The sequence below is a fragment of the Streptomyces sp. NBC_00775 genome (assembly GCF_036347135.1).
In the GTDB taxonomy this organism is placed as follows: domain Bacteria; phylum Actinomycetota; class Actinomycetes; order Streptomycetales; family Streptomycetaceae; genus Streptomyces; species Streptomyces lutosisoli.
The window spans coordinates 7,417,260-7,438,023 of the sequence record NZ_CP108938.1 but is presented as its reverse complement, the minus strand read 5'-3'; the positions used below and the strand labels follow the sequence as shown (position 1 = coordinate 7,438,023).

General features: G+C 71.5%; 16 protein-coding genes. 9 read left to right on the top strand and 7 right to left on the bottom strand.

Features of this window, described 5'->3' with window-relative positions; all coding sequences use genetic code 11:
• Positions 1 to 57: 57 nt before the first annotated feature.
• The 6 genes from OIC96_RS33030 to OIC96_RS33005 form a co-directional block, all read right to left on the bottom strand.
• Positions 58 to 3,423, bottom strand: a complete 3,366-nt coding sequence (locus tag OIC96_RS33030) for a P-loop NTPase (protein WP_330304348.1) — start codon at positions 3,421 to 3,423, stop codon at positions 58 to 60.
• A complete protein-coding gene (locus OIC96_RS33025) occupies positions 3,416 to 4,201 on the bottom strand; it encodes a hypothetical protein (RefSeq protein ID WP_330304349.1) in 786 nt (261 codons plus the stop codon). Before OIC96_RS33025 ends, OIC96_RS33030 begins: the two co-directional genes overlap by 8 nt.
• 66 nt (positions 4,202 to 4,267) lie before the next feature.
• Entirely contained in the window at positions 4,268 to 5,125 is an 858-nt protein-coding gene (locus tag OIC96_RS33020; RefSeq protein ID WP_330304350.1) for an SMP-30/gluconolactonase/LRE family protein, read from the bottom strand.
• Positions 5,122 to 5,895: an IclR family transcriptional regulator gene (locus OIC96_RS33015; protein ID WP_330304351.1), complete on the bottom strand. Its 774-nt coding sequence runs from the start codon at positions 5,893 to 5,895 to the stop codon at positions 5,122 to 5,124. Before OIC96_RS33015 ends, OIC96_RS33020 begins: the two co-directional genes overlap by 4 nt.
• A gap of 279 nt (positions 5,896 to 6,174) precedes the next feature.
• Positions 6,175 to 7,419 carry a helix-turn-helix domain-containing protein gene (locus OIC96_RS33010; RefSeq protein WP_330304352.1) on the bottom strand — a complete coding sequence of 415 codons (1,245 nt, stop codon included), beginning with the start codon at positions 7,417 to 7,419 and terminating at the stop codon, positions 6,175 to 6,177.
• 2 nt (positions 7,420 to 7,421) lie between these two features.
• Positions 7,422 to 7,574 (bottom strand): hypothetical protein, encoded by a 153-nt coding sequence (locus OIC96_RS33005; RefSeq protein WP_330304353.1) that lies wholly within the window; start codon positions 7,572 to 7,574, stop codon positions 7,422 to 7,424.
• Between the two features lie 327 nt (positions 7,575 to 7,901).
• On the opposite strand from OIC96_RS33005, the gene OIC96_RS33000 reads away from it, so the two are divergent.
• The 9 genes from OIC96_RS33000 to OIC96_RS32960 all read left to right on the top strand — a co-directional run bounded on the left by OIC96_RS33000 (position 7,902) and on the right by OIC96_RS32960 (position 19,759).
• Positions 7,902 to 8,879, top strand: coding sequence for a DUF3068 domain-containing protein (locus tag OIC96_RS33000; protein WP_330304354.1), 978 nt, complete (start codon positions 7,902 to 7,904; stop codon positions 8,877 to 8,879).
• A gap of 354 nt (positions 8,880 to 9,233) precedes the next feature.
• Complete coding sequence (locus OIC96_RS32995) at positions 9,234 to 10,385, top strand: glycosyltransferase family 4 protein (RefSeq protein ID WP_330304355.1); 1,152 nt, start codon at positions 9,234 to 9,236, stop codon at positions 10,383 to 10,385.
• A 20-nt stretch (positions 10,386 to 10,405) separates the two neighbouring features.
• On the top strand, positions 10,406 to 11,128 hold the full coding sequence (locus OIC96_RS32990; protein ID WP_406501587.1) for a class I SAM-dependent methyltransferase: 723 nt from the start codon (positions 10,406 to 10,408) through the stop codon (positions 11,126 to 11,128).
• Entirely contained in the window at positions 11,125 to 15,759 is a 4,635-nt protein-coding gene (locus OIC96_RS32985) for an alpha-(1->3)-arabinofuranosyltransferase domain-containing protein (RefSeq protein WP_330304357.1), read from the top strand. The genes OIC96_RS32990 and OIC96_RS32985 overlap by 4 nt, the downstream gene beginning before the upstream one ends.
• Positions 15,756 to 17,165 (top strand): condensation protein, encoded by a 1,410-nt coding sequence (locus tag OIC96_RS32980; RefSeq protein WP_330304358.1) that lies wholly within the window; start codon positions 15,756 to 15,758, stop codon positions 17,163 to 17,165. Before OIC96_RS32985 ends, OIC96_RS32980 begins: the two co-directional genes overlap by 4 nt.
• The gene (locus OIC96_RS32975) at positions 17,162 to 17,905 is read left to right on the top strand and encodes a class I SAM-dependent methyltransferase (protein WP_330304359.1); all 744 of its coding nucleotides are present in this window, start codon (positions 17,162 to 17,164) and stop codon (positions 17,903 to 17,905) included. The genes OIC96_RS32980 and OIC96_RS32975 overlap by 4 nt, the downstream gene beginning before the upstream one ends.
• Before the next feature lie 15 nt (positions 17,906 to 17,920).
• A complete protein-coding gene (locus OIC96_RS32970; RefSeq protein ID WP_330310085.1) occupies positions 17,921 to 18,829 on the top strand; it encodes a hypothetical protein in 909 nt (302 codons plus the stop codon).
• A complete protein-coding gene (locus tag OIC96_RS32965) occupies positions 18,826 to 19,098 on the top strand; it encodes a Trm112 family protein (RefSeq protein ID WP_330304360.1) in 273 nt (90 codons plus the stop codon). The genes OIC96_RS32970 and OIC96_RS32965 overlap by 4 nt, the downstream gene beginning before the upstream one ends.
• Before the next feature lie 46 nt (positions 19,099 to 19,144).
• Positions 19,145 to 19,759, top strand: coding sequence for a hypothetical protein (locus OIC96_RS32960; RefSeq protein ID WP_330304361.1), 615 nt, complete (start codon positions 19,145 to 19,147; stop codon positions 19,757 to 19,759).
• On the opposite strand, the gene OIC96_RS32955 is transcribed toward OIC96_RS32960, so the two are convergent.
• On the bottom strand, positions 19,740 to 20,645 hold the full coding sequence (locus OIC96_RS32955) for an ATP-grasp domain-containing protein (protein WP_330304362.1): 906 nt from the start codon (positions 20,643 to 20,645) through the stop codon (positions 19,740 to 19,742). The two genes, OIC96_RS32960 and OIC96_RS32955, sit on opposite strands and share 20 nt — an antisense overlap.
• Between the last annotated feature and the right edge of the window lie 119 nt (positions 20,646 to 20,764).

Here is a 20,764-nt window from a genome sequence, read left to right as displayed (position 1 = left end):
TGCGGAACGGAGGCTCCCGTTGAGGGAGCCTCCGTCACGGACTCACAGGCTGTGGGGTCAGACCGGGATGCCCGGCCCTCGCCCGCGCAACTCCTCGATCTTCGGGCCGTACTCGTCCACCGCGTAGCCGACCTGGTGGTTCTCCGGGCAGTACTTCTTCCCGAGTGCGATTCCCTCCGCGATCCGGTCCAACTCCTCCACGTACACCTGCGGCGTCAGCGTCCCGCCGCACTTCTCCAGCCACCGGCTGCCCTCGCGGGCGAGCACCACGAAGGCGTGCGGGGCCTTGCCCCGGTACTTGGTGGCGACTTTGAACAGGTCGTGCACGGCGTGGACCGCGGCCCGGACCAGTTGCGGGTCGGTCGGGTCCTGCGCCGAGGAGCGCAGGCGCACCTTGGCGTCGGCGGTGACGACGAACCGGTCCTCGGCGCCGTCGGGGCAGCCCTTCGCGGCCGCAAGGTGATTCTTGGCGAGATCCAGCCTGCCCTGCTCGGCCTCGTACTCGGCACGCTGCAGCCAGTAGTGGCGGTCGTCCGCCAGGAACTGGTGCGCGGCACCGTAGATCCGCCGTACCGCCTCGGCGTCCAGGTCCAGCCCGCGCATGGTGTCGTGGTTGAGCAGCTTGATCATGGCGCTGCGGTCGCGGTGCTGGTTGTCCGTGATGTGCCAGGCGCGGCCCGCGTAGAACAGCAGCAGCTTGGCGATGACCCATTCAAGGTCGTCCTTGCGGTGCCGCTGCAGCACGGTCTTGACGACCGTGTCGGCGATGGTCCGCTGTCGGCAGCGCAGTCGGCCGTCGCTGGTGTGCACCAGAAAGTTCATCCCCACGAGCGCGTTCACCGCGGCCTGGTGGCTCCGGTCCGGAGCGCTCGGGTGGGACACGATCTCCAGCAGGTCGGCCTCGTCGATGCCCCGCTGCTGGAAGACCAGCGAGGAGTCGGAGAACGAGACCACCGCGTACGGGCCGCGTTGTTCCTGCTTCAACTGCTGGAACTCCTCCTCCACCTTCTTGGTCAGGGAGCTCCCCGTCACCGACTCGATCATGGCGGCGAGCAGCCCTTGGTCGCACTTCTCCCGGAGCTTCGCAACCTTCTGGCGCATCAGCAGATGTTTCTTGAGCTCGCCGATCCGCGCGTTCTTGTCGAGCGCTCTGACGATCTTCTTGAGGTCGTCGTCGGTCAGCAGCTGGTCGGAGCTGACGGCTTCGGCGGGGAAGCCCGCGTCGATCTCCGACCATCGGGTCTCCCGGATCGCGGCCACCACCAGCGTGCGACCGTCGTCGTTCAGGTTGTTCAGGAGCGAGGCGGCGCGACCTGTGAACATGTCGACGTCATCCACGAAGATCGCGTCGAAGGACTGCTCACGCGCCTGCCTCTCGATCTCGTGGGGAGTCCGGGACGCCCCACGGTCCACCCAGCCCGCGTTCATCCCCTTCCTGTGGAGCCGGTAGGCGACCTGCATCAGAGCGGTCGTCTTGCCGGAACCGGCAGTGCCCCTCACCAGGACAACCGGCTGCCGCTCCCCCTCGGCGGGCCGGGCCCGCTTCTCGATGGTGTCGGCCAGGGAGAGCTGCGCCGCGATGTTCTTGTCCTTGATGTCGCCCCACGTCGGGTCGCGCCCGTCCAGGAAGTCACTCGCGCCCGCGGGCGCGTCCTCGACGAGCCGGGCCACCCGGACGATCCCCACTCCGTCGCGGGTTCCCTCGTACTCCTCGGTGAGCACCCGCCGCCCGTCGACCAGCGCCTGGACTCCGGCGCCGAGGCGACCTCGTACGAAGTCGGCGGGCGTGGTGCGGATGTGGCGCAGGCCCGCCTCCCGCAGCCGGGCCCGGTCCGCGGGCGTGCCCTCCGGGGTCATGAGGAAACCGGGGAACTCGTGCTCGCCGGAGGCCCGGCCGCCGATGCGGAGGATCTCCCACAGGGCGGGGCTGCTCGGCGAAAGGGACAGGAAGAGGACGGGCCGGGTCAGCAGCTCCGCCTGGAACCGCCGGAACCACAGGCTGCGCGCGTCGTTCGGGGGTACGGACCACGCGTCGCCGAAGTCCTGTGGGCTGCCGCCGTCGTGGGGCCAGCCGTTCATGGTGACGATTTCGAGGGCGCCCCGCCTGCTGGTCGGGAAGTCCGCGCAGGCGTCCACGAGAGACACCTTCTCCGCCAGCCGGGCGTTGCGGACGGCGGGAAGCGCGTCGCTGCCGGTGAAGTCGTAGATGCGTGACCAGGGGGCGAGCAGCAGGTTGTACGCCGAGCGTTCGTCGTGGCTCTCCGGGACGGACAGGGCCTTGAGGTACGGCTCCAGCTGCTGCTGCGAAAGCTGCCGACGGGCGGCGGCCCAGGTCTCCTGAAGGGCGGGCGCGGGCTGCGGCACGGCGCCGAAGACGGCCTCGGCGAGCCGGTGGTTGAGTTCGTCGGTGTCGATGGCGCCGCCCCCGTCCGGTCCCGAGACGAGGGCCAGCACCATCTGGCCGGTCGACATGTGCTGGTAGAAGTCGGTGACGAGGGGCCCTTCGTCATAGGCCTCCTCCGGCTGGCGGGCGGCCGGGACCCGGGGCGGCGCGGTGGACGGGCGGGCCCGGACCGTCGTCGGCAGCTGGCGGCGGGTGGCGGTGTCGCTGACCACCGGGCGGTCGGAGCGCAGATCCGCACGGAGCAGGAGATGCGCCGCCCCGCCTTCGAACGGCAGGTGCCAGCCCCTGGCGTCCCGCTCCCCACTGCCCGCGAGGGCCAGCAACGGGGCCGCCTCCCGGGGCAGTTCGGGCAGCGTTCCGGTGCGGCCGGCCAGCAGCAGGGTCAGATCGTTGCGCTCCGCCCAGCCGGCGAACTCCCCGTCCACGGCGAGGTCGAGCTGTTCCGTGGAGCAGCCGGCGAGGTCGGACGTCGCGTCGTCGGCCACCATGCGGAAGACGGTGTTCACGCAGACCAGGCCGACCGTACGCCCGCCCACCGCATAGCGCAGGGAGCCGTCGCCGGGGAGCAGACCGGGGTGCCAGCCGGTGCGGGAGGAGGCGCTGTCCTGCTCCCAGGCGACCAGGTCCGGGAAAATCTTGGTCTGGAGCGGCTGGACGATGTCCTCCGTCATCTCGCCGCCCCACAGGTCGGGGGCTATCTGCTCCCAGTTGCCCGCCAGATCGCGTGCGAGGGCCCGCTTGGCGGGCATGGTGCGGCGGTCGCCCGGCCCGGGGACGGGCGTGACGAAGGGCTCGTACTGCTGGTCGAAGCAGGCGAGCTGGACCTCGGTGACGAGTCTCTTGGCGTCCGTCGGATCACCCGAGGTGCCGAGGACGAAGATCCCGTCGAGCCGGTGCCCGGCCTCGTGCAGCGCCGACACATCGGCCAGTACGGAGGTGAGAACGCTCCCACCGTCCGGGCCGGTCGCGGGCAGCGGGCCCAGAACGAGAAAGTGGGCACTCTTCTGCGGCTCAGGCATCCTGCCACCTCACAGCCCTGACCTTGTCGCGCGGCAGGAGCAGCGTCGTGCCCCGCACCTCGCAGACGCCTCGGGCGGGCTCGATCTCGACGAACGACGTGTTCAGGGAGTCCTTGACGATGTTTCCCTCGACCCGTCCGCTGTCCGCGGACTCCTTCGAGCAGAGGGCGCGCAGCGAGGGCGCGTAGGAGGGGTCGACCACTATCGCGCCCTCGGCGGTCTCGCGGACGGGGTCCGTCAGGACCGTCTGCGCGAACGTGAGCACGCTCAACGCGACCGCGGCGGCCGCCGTCCAGTTGGCCAGGCGCTGGCGCTTGTCGATCGCCTTGGCTTCGGCCCGCACCTTGGTGATCACCCTGTTGAGCAGCTCTTGGCGGGAGGTCACCTTGCGTCCCCACGGCTCGTTCTCGGGAACGGGCGACGCGACGGCGCGGAGATAGAACAGGGCCGCGAGCAGCCAGAGCGCGACGGACGCGATGCCCATCCACCGGGTGGCGGCGGGGCGGTCCGCGAGGGCCGTGACGCTCAGGGCCGCCATCAGTCCGCCGGCGAACAGGGTGACCGTGGACTGGGCGGCCTGCGCACGGCCCCGGGCGCCGCTGACGGCCTGGACGAGCTGGGAGTAGTAGGTCTCCGACACCGAGGTGACCACGGAGTCGAGTATCTCTTCGTACTCCTGGCGCTCCTGGGCCGCATCCGGACCACCGGCCGCTTGCTGTGCCGAATCCCCGGCCGCCCCCTGGTTCGGGGGACCGGCCACCCCCTGGTCCACCGCCACCGAGTTCCTCCACCACTCAACAGACCGCGAAAGTACCAGATTTCACAGCCTGTCACCGAAGGACCATCAGATCGCGAAGGCCGCCTGCGGCACCCCTTTCCCCGCGCCGGGCACGACGAGCACCGAGCCGGACATCGGGTGCGGTGCGGCAAGGCCCGTACGGGCTGTGGTGATGTATAGGTCGGTCAGGTCGGCGCCGCCGAACGCGCATGCGGTGGGGCGGCGTACGGGGAGTTCGATGACGCGGTCGAGGTCGCCGTCCGGGGTGTAGCGGCGGACCGCTCCGCCGTCCCAGAGGGCCACCCACACGCAGCCGTCGGCGTCGACGGTGAGGCCGTCGGGGAAGCCTTCGCCGTCCGGGATGACCGCCAACTGCCGCCGATTGAGGGGAAGTTGGTCCTCGCCGACGTCGAATACGTCGATCCGGCGGGTGGGCGAGTCGATGTAGTACATCAGCCGGCCGTCGGGGCTCCAGCCCGTGCCGTTGCTGACGGCCACGTCGTCGAGGGTCGTCCGGACCGTGCCGTCGGGGGTGATCCGGGACAGTGTGCCGCCGCGCGGCGCCTCGTCGTAGCGCATGGTGCCGCACCACAGCGAGCCGTCGGGCGCGACCGCCGCGTCGTTCGCCCGGCGGCCCGGGACGGGCTCCCGGTGCAGCCAGCGGAAGGCCTCGCCGGATCCCGGCGGTCCGTAGAGCCCGACGCCGTCACGGAGGTTGACGACCAGGCCGCCGCCCGCGCGGGGCTTGGCGGCGCCGACGTGCTGTTCGGTGACCATGACCGTGCGGTGCCCGGTGCCGGGGTCGTACGTATGGACCCGGGAACCGAGGATGTCGACCCAGATGAGCCGCTGTTCGCGCGGGTCCCAGGTCGGGCCCTCGCCCAGGGCGGCGTACTCCCGTACCGCGACCTCGACGGCCGTCATCCGACGCTCCGGTGACCGAGCCGCTCGGACAGCTCGGCGGCGCCCTTCGCGGCGAGCTGCTCCAGTTCGACGCGGCGCTCGTCGCTCCAGCGGATCATCGGTACGGAGATGGAGATCGCGGCGACGACCTGTCCCGTACGGTCGCGCACCGGAGCGGCGACACAGCTGACGTCCGGGTTGGACTCGCGGCTCTCCACGGCGATGCCACGGCGGCGGATCTCGCTGAGGGCCTCGCGCAGGGCGCCCGGTTCGGTGATGCTGTTCGGGGTCATCGCGACCAGGTCCGCGTCGTCGGGGACGCGGGAGGTCAGCTCGACGTCGGGAAGCGAGGCGAGCAGCATCTTGCCGACGGAGGTGCAGTGCGCGGGAAGCCTGCGGCCCGCCGCCGACACCATGCGCACGGCGTGCGTGGAGTCGACCTTCGCGATGTAGATGACGTCGGTGCCTTCGAGGATGGCCACGTGCACGGTCTCGTCGCAGGTCTCGGCGACGGAGCGGGCGACCTGCTGGCCCTCGGCGGCGAGGTCCAGCTGCTCGGCGTACCGGCTGCCGAGCTGGTACGGGCGTACGCCGAGCCGGTAGCGTCCCGGCTGGCCGGGCACCTGGACGATGTACGACCGGGCGGCGAGCGTGGTGACCAGCTCGTGCACCGTCGTGCGGGGCAGCTGGAGCTTGCGCACGATGTCGGGGGCGGAGAGAGTCCCGTCCCCGTCGAGGAAGAGCTCCAGTATGTCCAGAGCTCGGGTCACGGCAGGTACGAGGCGTCCCACAACCGGCCCCCTCTCTATGTTCGAAATTTCAACAGCCGATCGGCATGACGAACACAGGCTAGTCATGTGGGCTGGGGCGGGCAATGGGTGAGGCGGGGGTGGCTGGGTGGGGGTGGGCGGAGCCCGTTCTTCAAGCGAACCATTCCAGCGCGCGAGACGGGTGGGTGGGCGGGAAAAAGGGCTGGAGGGCAGCGCCGGGTGACCTGTCGGCGAGGGGGCGCGGTCGGGGCGGGACTGCTCAGTCGGCCGAGTCGGGCGGGTGGGCGGGAAAAGGCATGGTCAACCGCGGGGGCGAGGGGCGCCCAGTTGCCCCCGGAGGCGTTGCGCCCTGAGCACCAGTTCCAGTTCGAAGCGGCGGTCGGGGTCGTCTATCTCGTCGCCCCACAGTTCGCGGATCTGACGGAGGCGGTACCGGACCGTCTGGGGGTGGACACCGAGCCGCGCCGCCACCTCGGGGGCGCCACCGCGTGTTTCCAGCCAGGCGAGCAGCGTCTCGGCAAGGCGCCGCCCATGCGTGGGCCCGCAGTGCGCCAACGGCGCCAGACACCGCAGCGCCAGGTCGTCGATGAGCTCCTCGGGCTGGAGCAGAACCAGGGCCTCCGTGTGTTCCGTGCAGTGCAGCACCTCCCCGCCCGGCAGCAACCCTCGCTCCATGAGCCGTACCGCCGCCTCCGCCCAGCGCAGCGACTTCGCCGCGTCGGCCAGCGCCACCGGCGGCCCGATCGCACCGGACCACCCGGCCAGCGCCCGGTACAGCAGCTCGGGGCGGCCCGCGGCGTCCGGCTCGGGCACGACCATGCGGGGCTGCTCGTACTCCATGTCGAGCAGCACGCTCTGCCCGACGGCGGGCGCGACGGCTTCCCGGGCCGGGCGCAGCAGCACTCCGACGGCGATCCGGTCGGGCAGCGGCCAGCCGATCCGGGCGGCGCGTTCGACGAGCGCCTCGGCGGTGTCGCCCCGGTGCTGGTGCTCGGAGAGCAGTAACTCCATCAGGCGTCGCTGGAGGCGCAGCCGCTCCCCCGCCTGCCGGGCCGCGGCTTCCGCGTAACCCCGTACGGACTGATCCACCAGACCGTCCAGATACTCGTATCCGGCGTCGACAAGCTCGTACATCGCCGGTGGCGGGATATCGACGCGCTGCCCGATCTCGGCGAACCGGCGCCAGGCGAGTCTGACGCCCAGCCGGTAGATCGCCTGGAGCGAGTCGAGGCTGCGGCCGTGCAGCCCCTCGCCCCGGCCGAACTCCTGAAAGACCTCGGGGTGGACTCGCGGGCGCCCCTCCGCCGTCTCCAGGTGCTGCACGAAGACCTCGATGGCGCGGCGGATGCCGACCAGGGCCATCGGCTCGCCGGAGTCGTCGAGGACGAGGGGCAGATGCGGGTACTCGCGGCGGATCTCGCGCAGGATCTCCTCGGCGAGGGCGGGCGCCTCGGCCATGGCGATCGCCGCGAACTGCCGCACCTGGAGACGGGGAACGTCATGCCAGGCCGAGCGCACGGTGACGGTTCCCGGTCGGGCGCTCACGGTCAGCGCTCCTGGTCGGCATTCTCGTAGCTGATCAGTGGTGTGTTCGGCTGGTCGGGGGTCGCGTCGAGCAGCGCGACGATGCCGAGCGCGGCACCCACGGCGAGCACGGCGGCGGCCGCGACGGTCACTGCGGCGGCGAGCAGTCTGGACATCGCAGGGTCAGCCTCTCTGTCGGAGGTCGTCCCCACCCCGGCCACTCCGCCCGGCTCAGGTCACCCGTGGTCGTGGGTCACCCGTGGTCGTGCGGTTCGCGGCCCTTGCCCGTACCCCGTCACCGGTCCCGCCCGGTGGCGTCCACCGGTCCCGTCCGGCAAGTCCACAGTCTCGACAATGCATTGACACCCCGTCAAGGGTGCGCCTACGGTTCCCCGCCCATACCGCACGTGCACTTTCCCTCCTGGTGTCGACGCACCCGTATCACCTCGTATCAATGGATATCACCCGTGCGTCGAGCCTCCTCACGCCCCTGGAGTGCCCGGATGCGCCGGAAAGCCACACCCCTCTCACTGATCCTTCTAGGCCTCGGCACCTTCCTGCTCGTGCTGGCCCCGATGCTCGCCTGGTACGTGGAACCACGTGCCGCCGTGAACCCGATCGACATCGACACGACCGCCGTCTACACCGGCACGGGCAGCGTCTTCGACGTCAGTCAGGTCGAGACCGTGCCCGGCCAGAAGATCACCGTCACCCAGCAGGTGCGCGGCGCCGTCGCCGACAGCGAGCGCAGCGGAAACGCCGTCTGGGACGTGACGACCACGGTCGACACGGACAAGTCGCTGCCGGCCGCCGACCCGCACGACGCCCTGGAGTTCATGCCGGGCCGCTGGGTGACCGACCGGAAGACCAACACGCCGGTGCACTGCTGCCAGGAGAAGCCCTACTTCCAGGGCGAGGCCTACCTCAAGTTCCCCTTCGACGTGCAGAAACGCGCGTACCGCTGGTGGGACAACTCCCTGGGCGCGACGGTCACTTTGCACTACAAGGGCACCAAGAAGATCCGCGGGTACGAGGGTTACCGGTTCACCGGAACCGTCCCCGCGACCAGGACCGGGACCCGGCTGGTGCCGGGCGCGATCGTCGGGGAGCCGCAGCGCAGCCAGGTGCTCGCCGAGGAGTGGTACGCCAACCATCTGATCGAGCTCGTCGTCGACCAGCGCACCGGCCGGGTGATCTACGCGCAGGTGGGCCCGCGCAAGACGCTGCGTGCCCCGGGCGGCAAGACGGACGCGGCGGTGCTCCTGGACAGCCAGAAGCTGGCCTTCACCGCCGCGACCCAGAAGGACCAGGTGGACCAGGCGAAGACCGAGAGCGGCCAACTGCGCATGGTGGGGCTGACGTTGCCGATTGGTGCCGGTGTACTCGGTTTCGTGCTGGCCGCACTGGGGGCCGTTTTGGTGGTACGCGGGCGACAGGATCCGGATACGTCCGAGTCGTCCCAGCTTCCGCTCACGATGTGATGTGGCGTCAGCTCCACAAAGGCCAGAAATTGTCATCTCGGTGAGTAGCCGCATCGAACCGCCGGGCGAAAACTGTCCAACCCCACCCGAGCACAGCCCGCCCACATTCCCGGTACAGCGAACGCCCAAATCCCCCACAGCGGGCAGATTCTCGGCCCTACCCCGACGAAAGACCAGAGCGACGAAAGACCGGAGCGGCGCCGCCCGGCGACAGCTTCAGAAGTCCGCCGGCGACAGCTTCGGAAATCCGCCCGGCGACAGCTTCAGAGATCCGCACACCGAGAGTTTCAGAGATCCGCACCTCGCCCTACCCCCCACGCTGAGTTCCGCACCCTGAGACGAGTTGGAGCACCCATGCCCCAGCACGTGCCTTCCCCGCTGCGCGCCGCGCTCACCCGCCCCGCGCAGTACGTCCCGGCGCTTCCCCCACAGCCGAGACGTATCGTTTTTCTCGCCCGCCGCGATCTCGGCAATCCGGCGGCGGGCGGCTCCGAACTCCTGGTCGACCGCCTGGCCGAAGGGCTCACCGAGCTCGGCCACCAGGTGACCCTGCTGTGCGGCGGCCCCGCGGCCTACCGCGACTACCGGGTCGTCTCGGCGGGCGGCGACCTCGGTCACTATCTGCGCGCCCGCCCCGCCTTCCACCGTCAGGTCGGCGACTGCGACCTCCTGGTCGAGGTGTGCAACGGGATGCCGTATCTGGCACCGCTGTGGCACCACGGACCCACCCTCTGCCTCGTCAACCATGTCCATACGGACCTGTGGAAGATGCGGTTCGGCGGACCGCTGGCGCCCGCCGCCCGGCTCGGCCGAAGACTCGAACACTGGGCACTGGCCGGCGCGCAGCGCCACAATCTGCTGGTCGCCGTCTCTCCCTCGACGGCACACGCCCTGCGCGCGATCGGGGTCGAGCGGGACCGCATCCGGGTCGTGCACAACGGGGTGGAGGAGCCGGGGCCAAAGGCCGCGCGCTCGCCGGAGCCGCTGTTCGTGGCGATGGGACGCCTCGTCGAGTACAAGCGGATCGATCTGCTGCTGCGGCTGTGGGAGCGGGTCCGCCCGGTCACCGGCGGCCGGCTCGTGATCGTGGGCGACGGCCCCGAGCGTGGCCGTCTGGAGCAACTCGCGGGCCCCGGAGTGGAGTTCGCCGGCCATGTCTCCGAGGCCGAGAAGCACCGGCTGCTCTGCGCCGCCTGGCTGCTGCTGCACCCCTCCGCCGTCGAGGGCTGGGGTCTGGTCGTCACCGAGGCGGCCGCACGCGAGACCCCGGCCATCGCCTTCGACGTACCCGGGCTGCGTGATTCCGTGGTGGACGGCGAAACGGGGCTGCTGGCCCGCGGCGAGTCCTCGTTCGCGGCGGCCTGGTGCACCCTCGCCCTGTCCACCCACCGCCGCACCCACATGGGCAAGGCCGCCCGCGACCGCGCGGCCCGGTACCGCTGGAACCACACGGTCCGCCAGTTCGGAGCGGTGGCCGCGGAGGCGGTGAGGGGCTGGGCCCCATGAAGGACCCCTCGATACGCCCCATGAAAGACCCCTCGATACGCAGATCCCTCACCCTCTTCCGTGCCTTCCTGCACGAGCAGGACGACCCCGGGTCCTGTTACGCGCTGCTCGCCCGGGACGCCGCCGACCAGGTCGAGGCATACGGCGCCGTCGAGGGCCGTACCGTCGTGGACGTCGGCGGCGGCAGCGGGTACTTCACCGAGGAGTTCCGGCGGCGCGGGGCGAACGCCTATCTCTTCGAGCCGGACGTCGGGGAGTTGGGGCCGAAGCCGCCCGACTCGGCGGTCGTCGCGGACGGTTATCTGCTGCCGCTCGCGGACGGGGTCGCCGACGTCTGCTTCTCCTCCAACGTCCTGGAGCACGTGGCCGATCCGCAGACGTTCCTGAGTGAAATGGTGCGCGTGACCCGCCCGGACGGGCTGATCTACGTGTCGTTCACCAACTGGCTGTCCCCGTGGGGCGGTCACGAGTGGGCGCCCTGGCACTACTTCGGCGCCGAGCGGGCGCGGGCCCGCTACCGCCGCCGTACCGGCAAGGCCGCCAAGCACACCCTCGGCGAGAACCTCTTCGCCGTGCACATCGGCACCACCCTGCGGCAGGTGCGCGCCCGTGACGACGTCACGGTCGTCTCGGCGCGCTCCCGCTACTGGCCGTTCCTCGCGGGCGCCGTCGCGAAGGCGCCGGGGCTGCGCGAGTTCGCCACCTGGAACCTCCTCCTCATCCTCCGGCGGTGTCCACCATGACGAGCACGGTCCAGGCTCCTCCCCCAGCAGCCGTCCGCCCCACCGCAACCGCTTCCGGCCCTCCGGAGGGGCCGCGCTCGCGGCGGTGGCTGCTGGGGTTCTGGGCCGTGGTGTTCGTGCTGTTCCTGGCCGTGCACCCCGGGCGGATGACCTTCGACACCAAGCTCGGTGTCGCGCTCGACCCGTGGCAGTTCCTCTCCGATCTGGGCCAGTTGTGGCACGACCGGGGCGGCTTCGGCGGCATCCAGGACCAGTACGTCGGTTACGTCTGGCCGATGCTGCCGTTCTACGGCCTGTGCAAGCTGATCCATCTGCCGGTGTGGTTGGCGGAGCGGCTGTGGCTGTCGCTCGTCGTGTCCGTCGCCTTCTGGGGTGCGCTGCGGCTGGCCGAGCGGCTGCGGGTCGGAAGCGGGGCCAGCCGACTGCTCGCCGCCGTGGCGTACGCGCTGTGGCCGGTGTTCACGATCGTCGTCGGCTCGACCTCCGCGGCCGCGCTGCCCGGCGCGTTCCTGCCCTGGGTACTGCTGCCGCTCACCAACGAGCGCTACAGCGCCCGTATCGCGGCCCTGCGCTCGGCGCTGATCGTCCCCTTCATGGGCGGTGTGAACGCCGCCGCGACCCTGGCGTCCCTGCTTCCGGTCGGGCTGTATCTGCTCTCCCGCCCGCGCGGGCCCCGGCAGCGCAAGCTGATCGCCTGGTGGGTGCCGGGTGTGATCCTGGCGACGGCCTGGTGGTGGATCGCGCTGCTGCTGCTCGGCGCCTACGGCGAGAACTTCCTTCCCTACGTGGAGACTTCGGGAACCACGACGGCCACGATGTCGGCCACGGAAGGGCTGCGCGGCGCCGGCAACTGGGTGGGATATCTGCACTTCGGCGAGGCCTGGCTGCCGGCCGGCTGGACCGTCGCGTCCTCGGTGATCGTGATCGTCTGCTCGACGCTCGCGGCGGGACTGGGCCTGGCCGGGCTCGCGAGACGTGACCTGCCCGAGCGCCGCTGGCTGGTGCTGACCGTGCTGTCGGTCGCGCTCATCACCCTTGCCGGGTACGGGGGTTCGTTCGGCGCTCCCTTCCACGGCACCGTCCAGGACTGGCTGAACGGCTGGCTCGTCCCCTTCCGCAACATCTACAAGTTCCAGACGGGACTGGCGCTCGCCCTCGTCCTGGGCCTCGCGCATCTGGTCGGTGTCGCTTCGCAGACGCGCGGCGCCCGCCCCGTGCGCGGCCGTCGCTTCGCGCCGCTCGTCGCGGCCGTGCTGATCCTGCCGGGACTCGCCTGGCCGTATCTCAACGGGTCGATCCTGCAACCCGGTTCGTTCCAGCAGCTCCCCACGTACTGGCAGACCACGGCCGACTGGCTGAAGACGTACTCGCCCGACTCCCGCGCCCTCGTCGTGCCCGCCACCGCGCACGGCATCTACACCTGGGGCTCCCCCATCGACCAGCCCCTCGACGTGCTCGCCGACTCCCGCTGGGCCCAGCGGGATTACGTCCCGTTCGGCACCGCGGGCAACCGGCGCGCCATGGACGCGGTCGAGCAGGCACTGATGACGGGCGGCGAAGTCCCAGGCCTGGCCGACTACTTGAGCCGTGCCGGCCTCTACTACGTCGTCGTACGCAATGACCTGGACCCCGACCAGATCGGCTATGTCCCGACCACGACCGTGAAGCGGACCCTGGAACAGTCCGGCTACCAGCGCGTGACCGGGTTCGGGCCGGTCATGACCGGTGGGCGGATCGCGAACGACACCCCGTTGCAGGTCGAGGGCCTGTATCCGCGCCAGCGCGCCGTCGAGATCTACGAGCCTGCCGACAAGGCCGTGCCGAGGCCCGGACAGGCCGCGCTGAAGGCGATCGCGGACACCGCCGTCGTGTCGGGCGGCCCCGAGGCACTCCTCCCGCTGGCCGCCGACCCGTCCATGCGGGGCCGCGCCACCGTGCTGACCGGCGACAACCATCCCGGCCTCGGCACCCCGGACGTACAGGTGGTGGGCGACGGGCTACGGCGCGCCGACACCCGCTTCGGCCTGGTCGACGCCAACACCTCGTACACGTACACCCGCGACCAGCGCAATGACAGCGACAGCGCCCAGGACGCGGGCAAGAAGCCGCACCAGATCCTGCCGACGAAGGGCATCCAGCACCAGACGGTGGCACAACTGCGCGGCGCCCGCTCGGTGACGGCCTCGTCGACCGGCAACTGGCTGTTCTATCTGCCGCAGTACGACCCCGTGAACGCCTTCGACGGCAACCCCGACACGGCGTGGGCCGAGGGCGCGGCGGGCTCCGCGAACGGGCAGTGGCTGCGGATCCGCTTCGAGGGGTCCTTGGACGTGCCGTCGTCGTTCAAGGTGACCCCGCTGCCGCAGGACGGGGTGCGATCGGCCGCGACCAAGGTCCGGGTGGAGACGGAGAAGGGCTCCGTCACCAGCTACCTCCAGCCCAACGGCATGGCCCAGTCCATCAAGGCCCGCCCCGGCTCGACGAGTTGGCTGAAGATCACCATCGTCGGCTCCACGAAGCAGCACGCCGGTCTCACCGGTGCGGGCTTCTCCGAGATCGACCTGCCGGACGTCCAGGTGACCCGGCTGCTGAAGCTCCCCACGGACGCCGCCGGGGCCGACGCCTCCTCCGAGATCGTCTCCCTGCACCGCACCACCGACCCCACCGGGCTCTCCCCGACGGGCACCGAGGCGGGCCTGCACCGCAGCTTCTCGACGTCGACGGCGGGAACGTACGAGATGAAGGCGAGCGCGGTCCCGGTCGCGGGCGAGGAGCTGGAGAAGCTGCTGTACGAGGTCGCGCCCGAGCAGCAGAGCCAGATCACGGCGACGGCCGACTCGACGGCGAAACTCGGCGCCGGGCTGTCGGCGCGCAACCTCACGGACGGCGACCTGACCACGGCGTGGATCGCGGGCGACAACCCGACGATCCATCTGAGCTGGCCGGACAAACAACCCATCTCGTCGATCGTGCTCGCTCCCGCGGGTGGCCTGTCGACCCGCCCGACGAAGGTGAACATCAGCTCCCCGGACGGCGCGGCGATCGTCGGCGTCGACGAGAACGGCTGGGCCCGCTTCGACCCCATCACCACCGACCACCTCGACATCACCATCACCGAGACCGCGCCGCTGACCGTCCACAACCCGGTCGCCAACGCCGACCTCCAGCTCCCGGTCGGACTCACGGAGGCCTACATCCCGGGGCTCGACCAGTACCGCACCCCGCAGCCGTCCGGCACCCGGAAGTTCTCGCTCCCCTGCGGGAAGGGTCCGGTCGTCGCGATCGACGGCAAGCTGTACGAGACGAGCGTGAAGGGGACGGTGGGCGATCTGGTCGAGCGCCGCCGCCTTGATGTGACGCCCTGTCAAGATGGGCGTACAGACGCCGCCTTGGAGCTCTCCGACGGCTCGCACACCGTCGAGGCGGGCGACGCCGGACCGCTGGCCCTCACCGACGTGACACTGACGCGCGGCACGGTCGCCGAGGCGGCCACCGCCGGGCGCGAGCTGAAGATACGTGACTGGCTGGGCGACCGTCGCGAGGTGACGGTCGGCTCGGGCGCGGCCTCGTACCTGACGACGTACGAGAACTACAACGACGGCTGGAAGGCCACGCTGAACGGCAAGGAACTCACGCCGGTACGGCTCGACGGCTGGCAGCAGGGCTGGCAGATCCCGTCCGGCGCGGGCGGCACCGTCAAGCTGTCGTACGAGCCCTCGACGACGTACGAGGCCGGGCTGATCGGCGGCGGAGTCGCCGTGGCGGGCCTCGCGGGCCTCGTCCTGTGGCGCCGCCGCTCGCCCAACCCCGACGCGCCGCAGCCGGTGCCGCCGCTGCCCGGACTGTGGCCGGGCCTGGTCGCGCTGACCCTGGTCGGGATCGTCATCGCGGGCTTCTTCGCCCTGCTGGTCCCGGCGCTGGCCCTGCTCGCCCGGAGGCGGCACGCGCTGCTCGTACCGATCTCGTTCCTCGCGCTCGCGGGAGCGGGGATCGCTGCCGCCACGGGGGCGGGGTCACCGATGTCGGCGGACGAGGGGGCGTTCGGGCCCGCGGCCCAACTGCTGGCGCTGATCGGGTTGTTCGCGGCCCTGGTGAGCGTACGGGAGCCGGGCCCGTCCGGGGCCGCCGCCTCACGGTGGGAGGTGCCACCGGGTGCGTCGGAGGCGCCGACCGCACCGCTGCCGCAACGCGTGCGGGGCGAGAGCGGAGGGCCGGGGGCCTTGCCCGCGGGGTTCGAGGAGAAGCCCGGGGCAGGGGGCAAGACGGCCGGGGAGAAGCCGGGGGCGGAGTCCCTCGCATCGGGATCCGAGCCCCGGGCATCGGCACCCGTGGCCGGCGTATCGGAACCCGGGCCCGGGGCATCGGCACCCGTGGCCGGCCTATCGGAACCCGAGCCCGGCGTGTCGGCTCCCGAGCTCGGCGTATCGCCCCCCGTGGCCGGCGCGTCGGAACCCGTGGCCGGCGCGTCGGAACCCATGGTCGGGGTCGCCTCCGGCCCGACCCTCTCCGCACGCGGCCCCGGATCGGCGCAGCCCGAACCCGACCCTCCGACCGCGCGCGTCGCGTTCCGCAAGCCGAGGTTCAGGACGACACCGCCCGAGGACGACACGGGGAGGGGCGAGGCCATATGACAGCGGTGGAGCACCCGGCACGGGACGGCACCGACGGTCCGGTGCGGCCCCCCGTACGCGTCCCGTTCCCGGTGGTGGACGAGGTCGCCCGGCACTGCCTCCAGGAGGAGGAACCGGAGACCGTCCACATCGAGGTCCATCTGCCGGGCCGCCTCGACCCGGACCGGCTGAGGAGGGCGTTCACGGAGGCGCTGCACCGCCACCCCCGCATCCTGATGCGCGAGGCGCGGGGGCCCTGGTACCGCCGCCGCTACGAGTGGGAGCTGACACCGGGGCCGGACGTGGAGGTCGTCTCCTTCCCGCCCCCGAGCCGCGACGCCCTCAGGGACGCGAGGACACGGGCACTCCTGACAGCCCCACCGCTGTCGGCGTCCCCACCGATACGCCTGGAGGTGGTGGCCGGCGCGGGCCCGGCGGTGGGCAGCGAGGCGACGGACGCGGTGGGCGAGCCCGCCCCCACCGCGGGCCATCGTGCCGCCGGTCCCGCGTCCGGGCACCCGGCCCCCAAAGGCACGGTCCTCTTCCTCACCATCAACCACACCGCCCTGGACGGACCGGCCTGCCTCCGCATCCTGGCCACCGCGGCGGAGCTGTACGGAGGCAAGGACGACACTCCGGCCGCACCCCCCGTACGCCCCCCGGACGCGACGGGACCGGCCGACGTGGACACCCCCTCCACCTGGACCCCACCCGCCAGAGTCGCCCACGGCACCCCCGAGCCCTCCCCCGGCAACGGCCTCCTCGTCACCGAGCTCAGCGTCCCGCGCCGCCCCAAGGGCTCCCCCTACACGGTGAACGACCAGCTCATGGCCGCCACGGCCCTGATGATCGCCCACTGGAACAGGGAACACGGCGCGCGCCCCCGCCCCCTGCGCATCACGATGCCGGTCGACGACCGTCCCCGTGGTGCGGACATGCCGATCGGCAACGGGACACGGCTCGTCGAAGTCACCTTCGCGCCACAGGAGTTGGACGCGGACCGGATGGGCGAGCTGCTGCGCCGTACGGCGAACCGCACACGCGCGCTGAAGTCCGTGGACCGCCCCCAACTCGGCCATGGAGCCGCCCTGTTGACGGCCCCCGTCGTCCCGGTCGCCTGGCGTGCCGCCGTCACCCGGGGCCTGCGCAGAGCGGCCGGCCCGTGGACGTCGACCACACTGCTCAGCAACATCGGCCGCATCCCGTACGCCCTGGACTTCGGCGAAACAGCCGGCCGCGCGCACGCGGTGTGGTTCTCCGCCCCCGCCCGCATGCCCCGCGGCCTGACCGTCACCACCGCGTCCAGCGCGGGCCGCCTGCACCTCGCCCTGCGCTGGTCGCGCACCCTGCTCAGCCACGGCGACGGCGCCCACCTCCGCGACCTCTTCGAGCACTATCTGCACGCGACGGAGGTGGACGACGTATGACTCCCACAACCACAACAGCTCCTGTCCATAGGGGACTTCGCGACTTCTACGAGGACCCCACCGTCCCCGTCGCCTCCGGCGCCCCGCGCAGTCTGCGCCAGGCCCGCATGCTGGCCGCCGCGCTCGGACCGGCCACGGCGGGCGCGAAGACCGTGCTGGACATCGGCTGCGGCGACGGCACCGCGGCCGCGACCGCCGCGCCCCTCCTCGCCGGACACCGCCTGGTCGGCGTCGACTGGTCGCAGGACGCCCTCAGACGCGCCCACGCCCACATGCCGTACGCGATCCGCGGTGAACTCACCGACGGCGGGCTGCCGTTCGCGACCGCGTCGGCCGACGCGGTGCTCTTCAGCGAGGTCGTGGAGCACCTGGTGGACCCGGACGACGCGCTGGACGAGATCCGCCGAATCCTGCGCCCCGGCGGCCACTTGATGCTCTCCACCCCGAACCTCGCCGCCTGGTACAACCGTGCTCTGCTGCTCGCCGGTGTCCAGCCCGTCTTCTCGGAGGTGAGCCTGCGCGCGATCCACGGCCGGCCGGGCAAGGAGGTCGTGGGTCATCTGCGGCTCTACACCGCCCGCGCGCTACGGGAGTTCGTGGCCGCGTCGGGCTTCGAGGTCGTACGCCTGGCGGGCGCGCCCTTCCACGGCGTACCGCGTCCGCTGCGCCCCCTGGACCGGCTGGCCTGCGCGGTTCCATCGGCCGCCTCCATCCTGCTCCTGCACGCGCGAAGGACGTAGCCCATGTGGTGGGGAGTGGCCGCGGCCCTGCTGGCGAACGTCCTGTACAGCACCGGATTCGTCCTGGAGAAACGCGCGCTTGCCGCTCTGCCCGAGGTGGACATCCACCGCCCCGCGCGGCTGCTGCGCCTGGTCCTCGGCAGCCCCCTGTGGATCGGCGGCTCGCTGGCTCTCGCGGCGGGCTTCGGCGCCCAGCTCGCCGTCTACCGCACCCTGCCGATCGCCGCGGCCCAGGGCATCTTCGTCTCCGGCCTGGTCCTCCTTGTACTGCTCTCCTCCCGGCTGCTCGGCGAGGAGACGACGGGCCGCGAACGGTACGCGCTCGGCGCGATCCTCCTCGCCCTGCTGATGGTCGTGCTGTCCCTGCGCGAGGGCACGGACACGGTGAGCCGCAGCGCACCGGCGCCGCTCGTCCTCACGGTCTGTCTGCCGTCACTGTCGCTGGGCGTGTGGCTGTACGGAGCCGCCGAGCGCCGTTCCAGGCACCGGCACCGTAAGTCGACCACGGGCGTCGAATACGGCGTGGCGGTGGGCCTGTTGTACGGCGTGAGCTCACTCGCCATCAAGGGCGTGTCGAGCTACCTGACGACAAGTGACCTGGGTGGAGCGGTCGTTGGCCTGCTCCGCTCCCCGTACCCCTACCTCCTTCTCTTCACCGGCGCGTTCGGCCTGGTCATGTCGCAGGCGGCGCTGCAACGCTGCCGGGCCTCGCTGATCGTGCCGGTCTGCACGACGGTGACCTGTCTGTTCACCGCGGTGCTCGGCACGCTCGCGTTCGGCGAGGCACTGCCGCACGAGCCGGTGCGGCTCGCGCTGCGCCTGGCGGGCACCGTCCTCGCGGTGTCGGTCCTGCTCGCCATGCCCAAGCACGACGACGCCGCACCCCAACCCCCCATCAGCGCCAAGGAGTTGACACCCCCATGAACGCCGACGACCCGCTGCTGAAGATCCTGGCCTGCCCGCTCGACAAGGGCCCCCTGCATCTGCTCGTCCCGGACGAGGCCCTGACCTCCGAGGACCTGACCTCCGAGAAACTGACCTCCGAGAAACTGACCTCCGAGGAGGCCCTCTACAACCCGCGCCTGCACCGCCGTTACCCGATCGTCGACGGCATCCCTCAGCTACTGCCGTCCTCGGGAAAGCAGGTCACGGAGGACGAACACGAGGAGCTCCTCAAACGGATGGCTCCATGACACAAGCCAGGGCTGGTGCCGTGCAGAAGGGGCTGGATACGCGACCATGGATCCCATGCCGGCCAAACGCCCCGCCACCACCCCCACCCCCTTCACCGCTCTCCACTTCCAGCTCGTCCTGCTGCGCCGCATGGCCGACCACAACCCCGACCTCGTCGAGGACGCCCGCCATGAGCTGGGCGTCTCCATCGCCGACATGCGCGAGGCCAACCGCCGCTGGCAGGCCATGCTGCACGCCCCGCGCTCCCGCGCCGCGACCTCCCGCTACCGCTCGATCCTGGGCACCCCGGAGTCCGTGGCGGAACGCCAGATCGGCGATCTCACCTGCGAGGCCCTGCTCTGGCCCGTCCCCCTCTGGCCCGACCTCCGCTTCGAGGTCCTCGTCGCCCCGAACGGCGTCGCCTGGAACGAGTGGCTGGTACGAGCCCCCGGCGCCCCCGGCCCGGTCCTCAAGACCCTCGACGACCTGACCCCTTGGTCCTGCACGGTCGACGAGGCCGCCCGCGCCTTCGCCCCCGCCCGCCCCCTGGAGGGCACGGCCCCGACGCGCTGGGGTCTGGCCTTCACGGCCCCGGACGCGTCGGGCGTACGACAGGAGTGCGCGGCGGAGTTCACGTGGGGGCTGCTGCAACGGGTCGGCGTCAAAGGGCAGCGGCCTTGACGATCGCCTCCACTACGACGGGCAGCGAGTCCGGGTGCAGCCAGAGGAAGAGATTCGGCTCGACCAGCTCCAGCTCCATCACCCGGGGCTCACCGTCGTCGCCGTCCACAAGGTCGACGCGGGCGTAGAGCACGGCATCGGCGCCCCCGGGCACGGCGGCCAACGCACGCTCAGCGACGGCCAGTTCCGCGGCCGTCGGCTCCCAGACCTCCAGCCGGGGATGCGGGACCTTGTCCCCGTCGTACGGCGTCCCCGGCTCCAGCACGGCCCCCTTCCGGCTGGCGTGCAGCAGCCGCCCGCCGAAGAACTGCAGCGCCCGCTCACCAGCGGCGTCGATGTTCTTCACATACGGCTGCACCATCGCGGTCAGCCCCTCCGCGTGCATCGCCGCGAGCTGCCGTACGGCCGTCTCCCGCTCCTCGGGCGTATACCGGGCGGCATACCGCGCGCCCGCCCCGGCGGTGGGCTTCACCACGAACTCGTGGTCGTCGGGCAGCTCGGCCGGATCCCCCGGCGCGAGATACCGGGTCGGCACGACCGGCACCCCCGCCGCCGCCAGATCCCCGATGTACCGCTTGTCGGTGTTCCACCGCACGACCCCCGCCGGATTCGCCAGCCGCGTGAGCCCCCCACACCGCTCGACCCACGCCACGAACTCCGCGACCCGCCAGCTGTAGTCCCAGGTCGACCGGATCAGGGCGAGATCAAAGGCGGCCCAGTCGACCTCCGCGTCGTCCCAGCACACCACGACCGCCTCGGCCCCGGCACCCTCCAGAGCCGCCGCCAGCACCGGCAGATCCTGATCCAGGCTGGGCTCCTCGCCAGGGTCGTAGGTGACGAGCGCGATACGTGCGCGGGCGGCGGTGCGGGCCACAGCGGACTCCATCCTCGTACGACTTCGGCGTACGGATCCTCGTACAGCTTCGGCGCACGACTCCTCGTACGACATCTCGGGGCGATCCCGACGCAGGCTAACAACCACGTGCGCGCCCAGAGCAAGCCATT

Coding starts and splice junctions, on each gene's coding strand:
- OIC96_RS33030 (WP_330304348.1), bottom strand. CDS start 3,423: ATGCCTGAGCCGCAGAAGAGTGCCCACTTTCTCGTTCTGGGCCCGCTG.
- OIC96_RS33020 (WP_330304350.1), bottom strand. CDS start 5,125: ATGACGGCCGTCGAGGTCGCGGTACGGGAGTACGCCGCCCTGGGCGAG.
- OIC96_RS33005 (WP_330304353.1), bottom strand. CDS start 7,574: ATGTCCAGACTGCTCGCCGCCGCAGTGACCGTCGCGGCCGCCGCCGTG.
- OIC96_RS33000 (WP_330304354.1), top strand. CDS start 7,902: ATGCGCCGGAAAGCCACACCCCTCTCACTGATCCTTCTAGGCCTCGGC.
- OIC96_RS32995 (WP_330304355.1), top strand. CDS start 9,234: ATGCCCCAGCACGTGCCTTCCCCGCTGCGCGCCGCGCTCACCCGCCCC.
- OIC96_RS32990 (WP_406501587.1), top strand. CDS start 10,406: ATGAAAGACCCCTCGATACGCAGATCCCTCACCCTCTTCCGTGCCTTC.
- OIC96_RS32985 (WP_330304357.1), top strand. CDS start 11,125: ATGACGAGCACGGTCCAGGCTCCTCCCCCAGCAGCCGTCCGCCCCACC.
- OIC96_RS32980 (WP_330304358.1), top strand. CDS start 15,756: ATGACAGCGGTGGAGCACCCGGCACGGGACGGCACCGACGGTCCGGTG.
- OIC96_RS32975 (WP_330304359.1), top strand. CDS start 17,162: ATGACTCCCACAACCACAACAGCTCCTGTCCATAGGGGACTTCGCGAC.
- OIC96_RS32965 (WP_330304360.1), top strand. CDS start 18,826: ATGAACGCCGACGACCCGCTGCTGAAGATCCTGGCCTGCCCGCTCGAC.
- OIC96_RS32960 (WP_330304361.1), top strand. CDS start 19,145: ATGGATCCCATGCCGGCCAAACGCCCCGCCACCACCCCCACCCCCTTC.
- OIC96_RS32955 (WP_330304362.1), bottom strand. CDS start 20,645: ATGGAGTCCGCTGTGGCCCGCACCGCCGCCCGCGCACGTATCGCGCTC.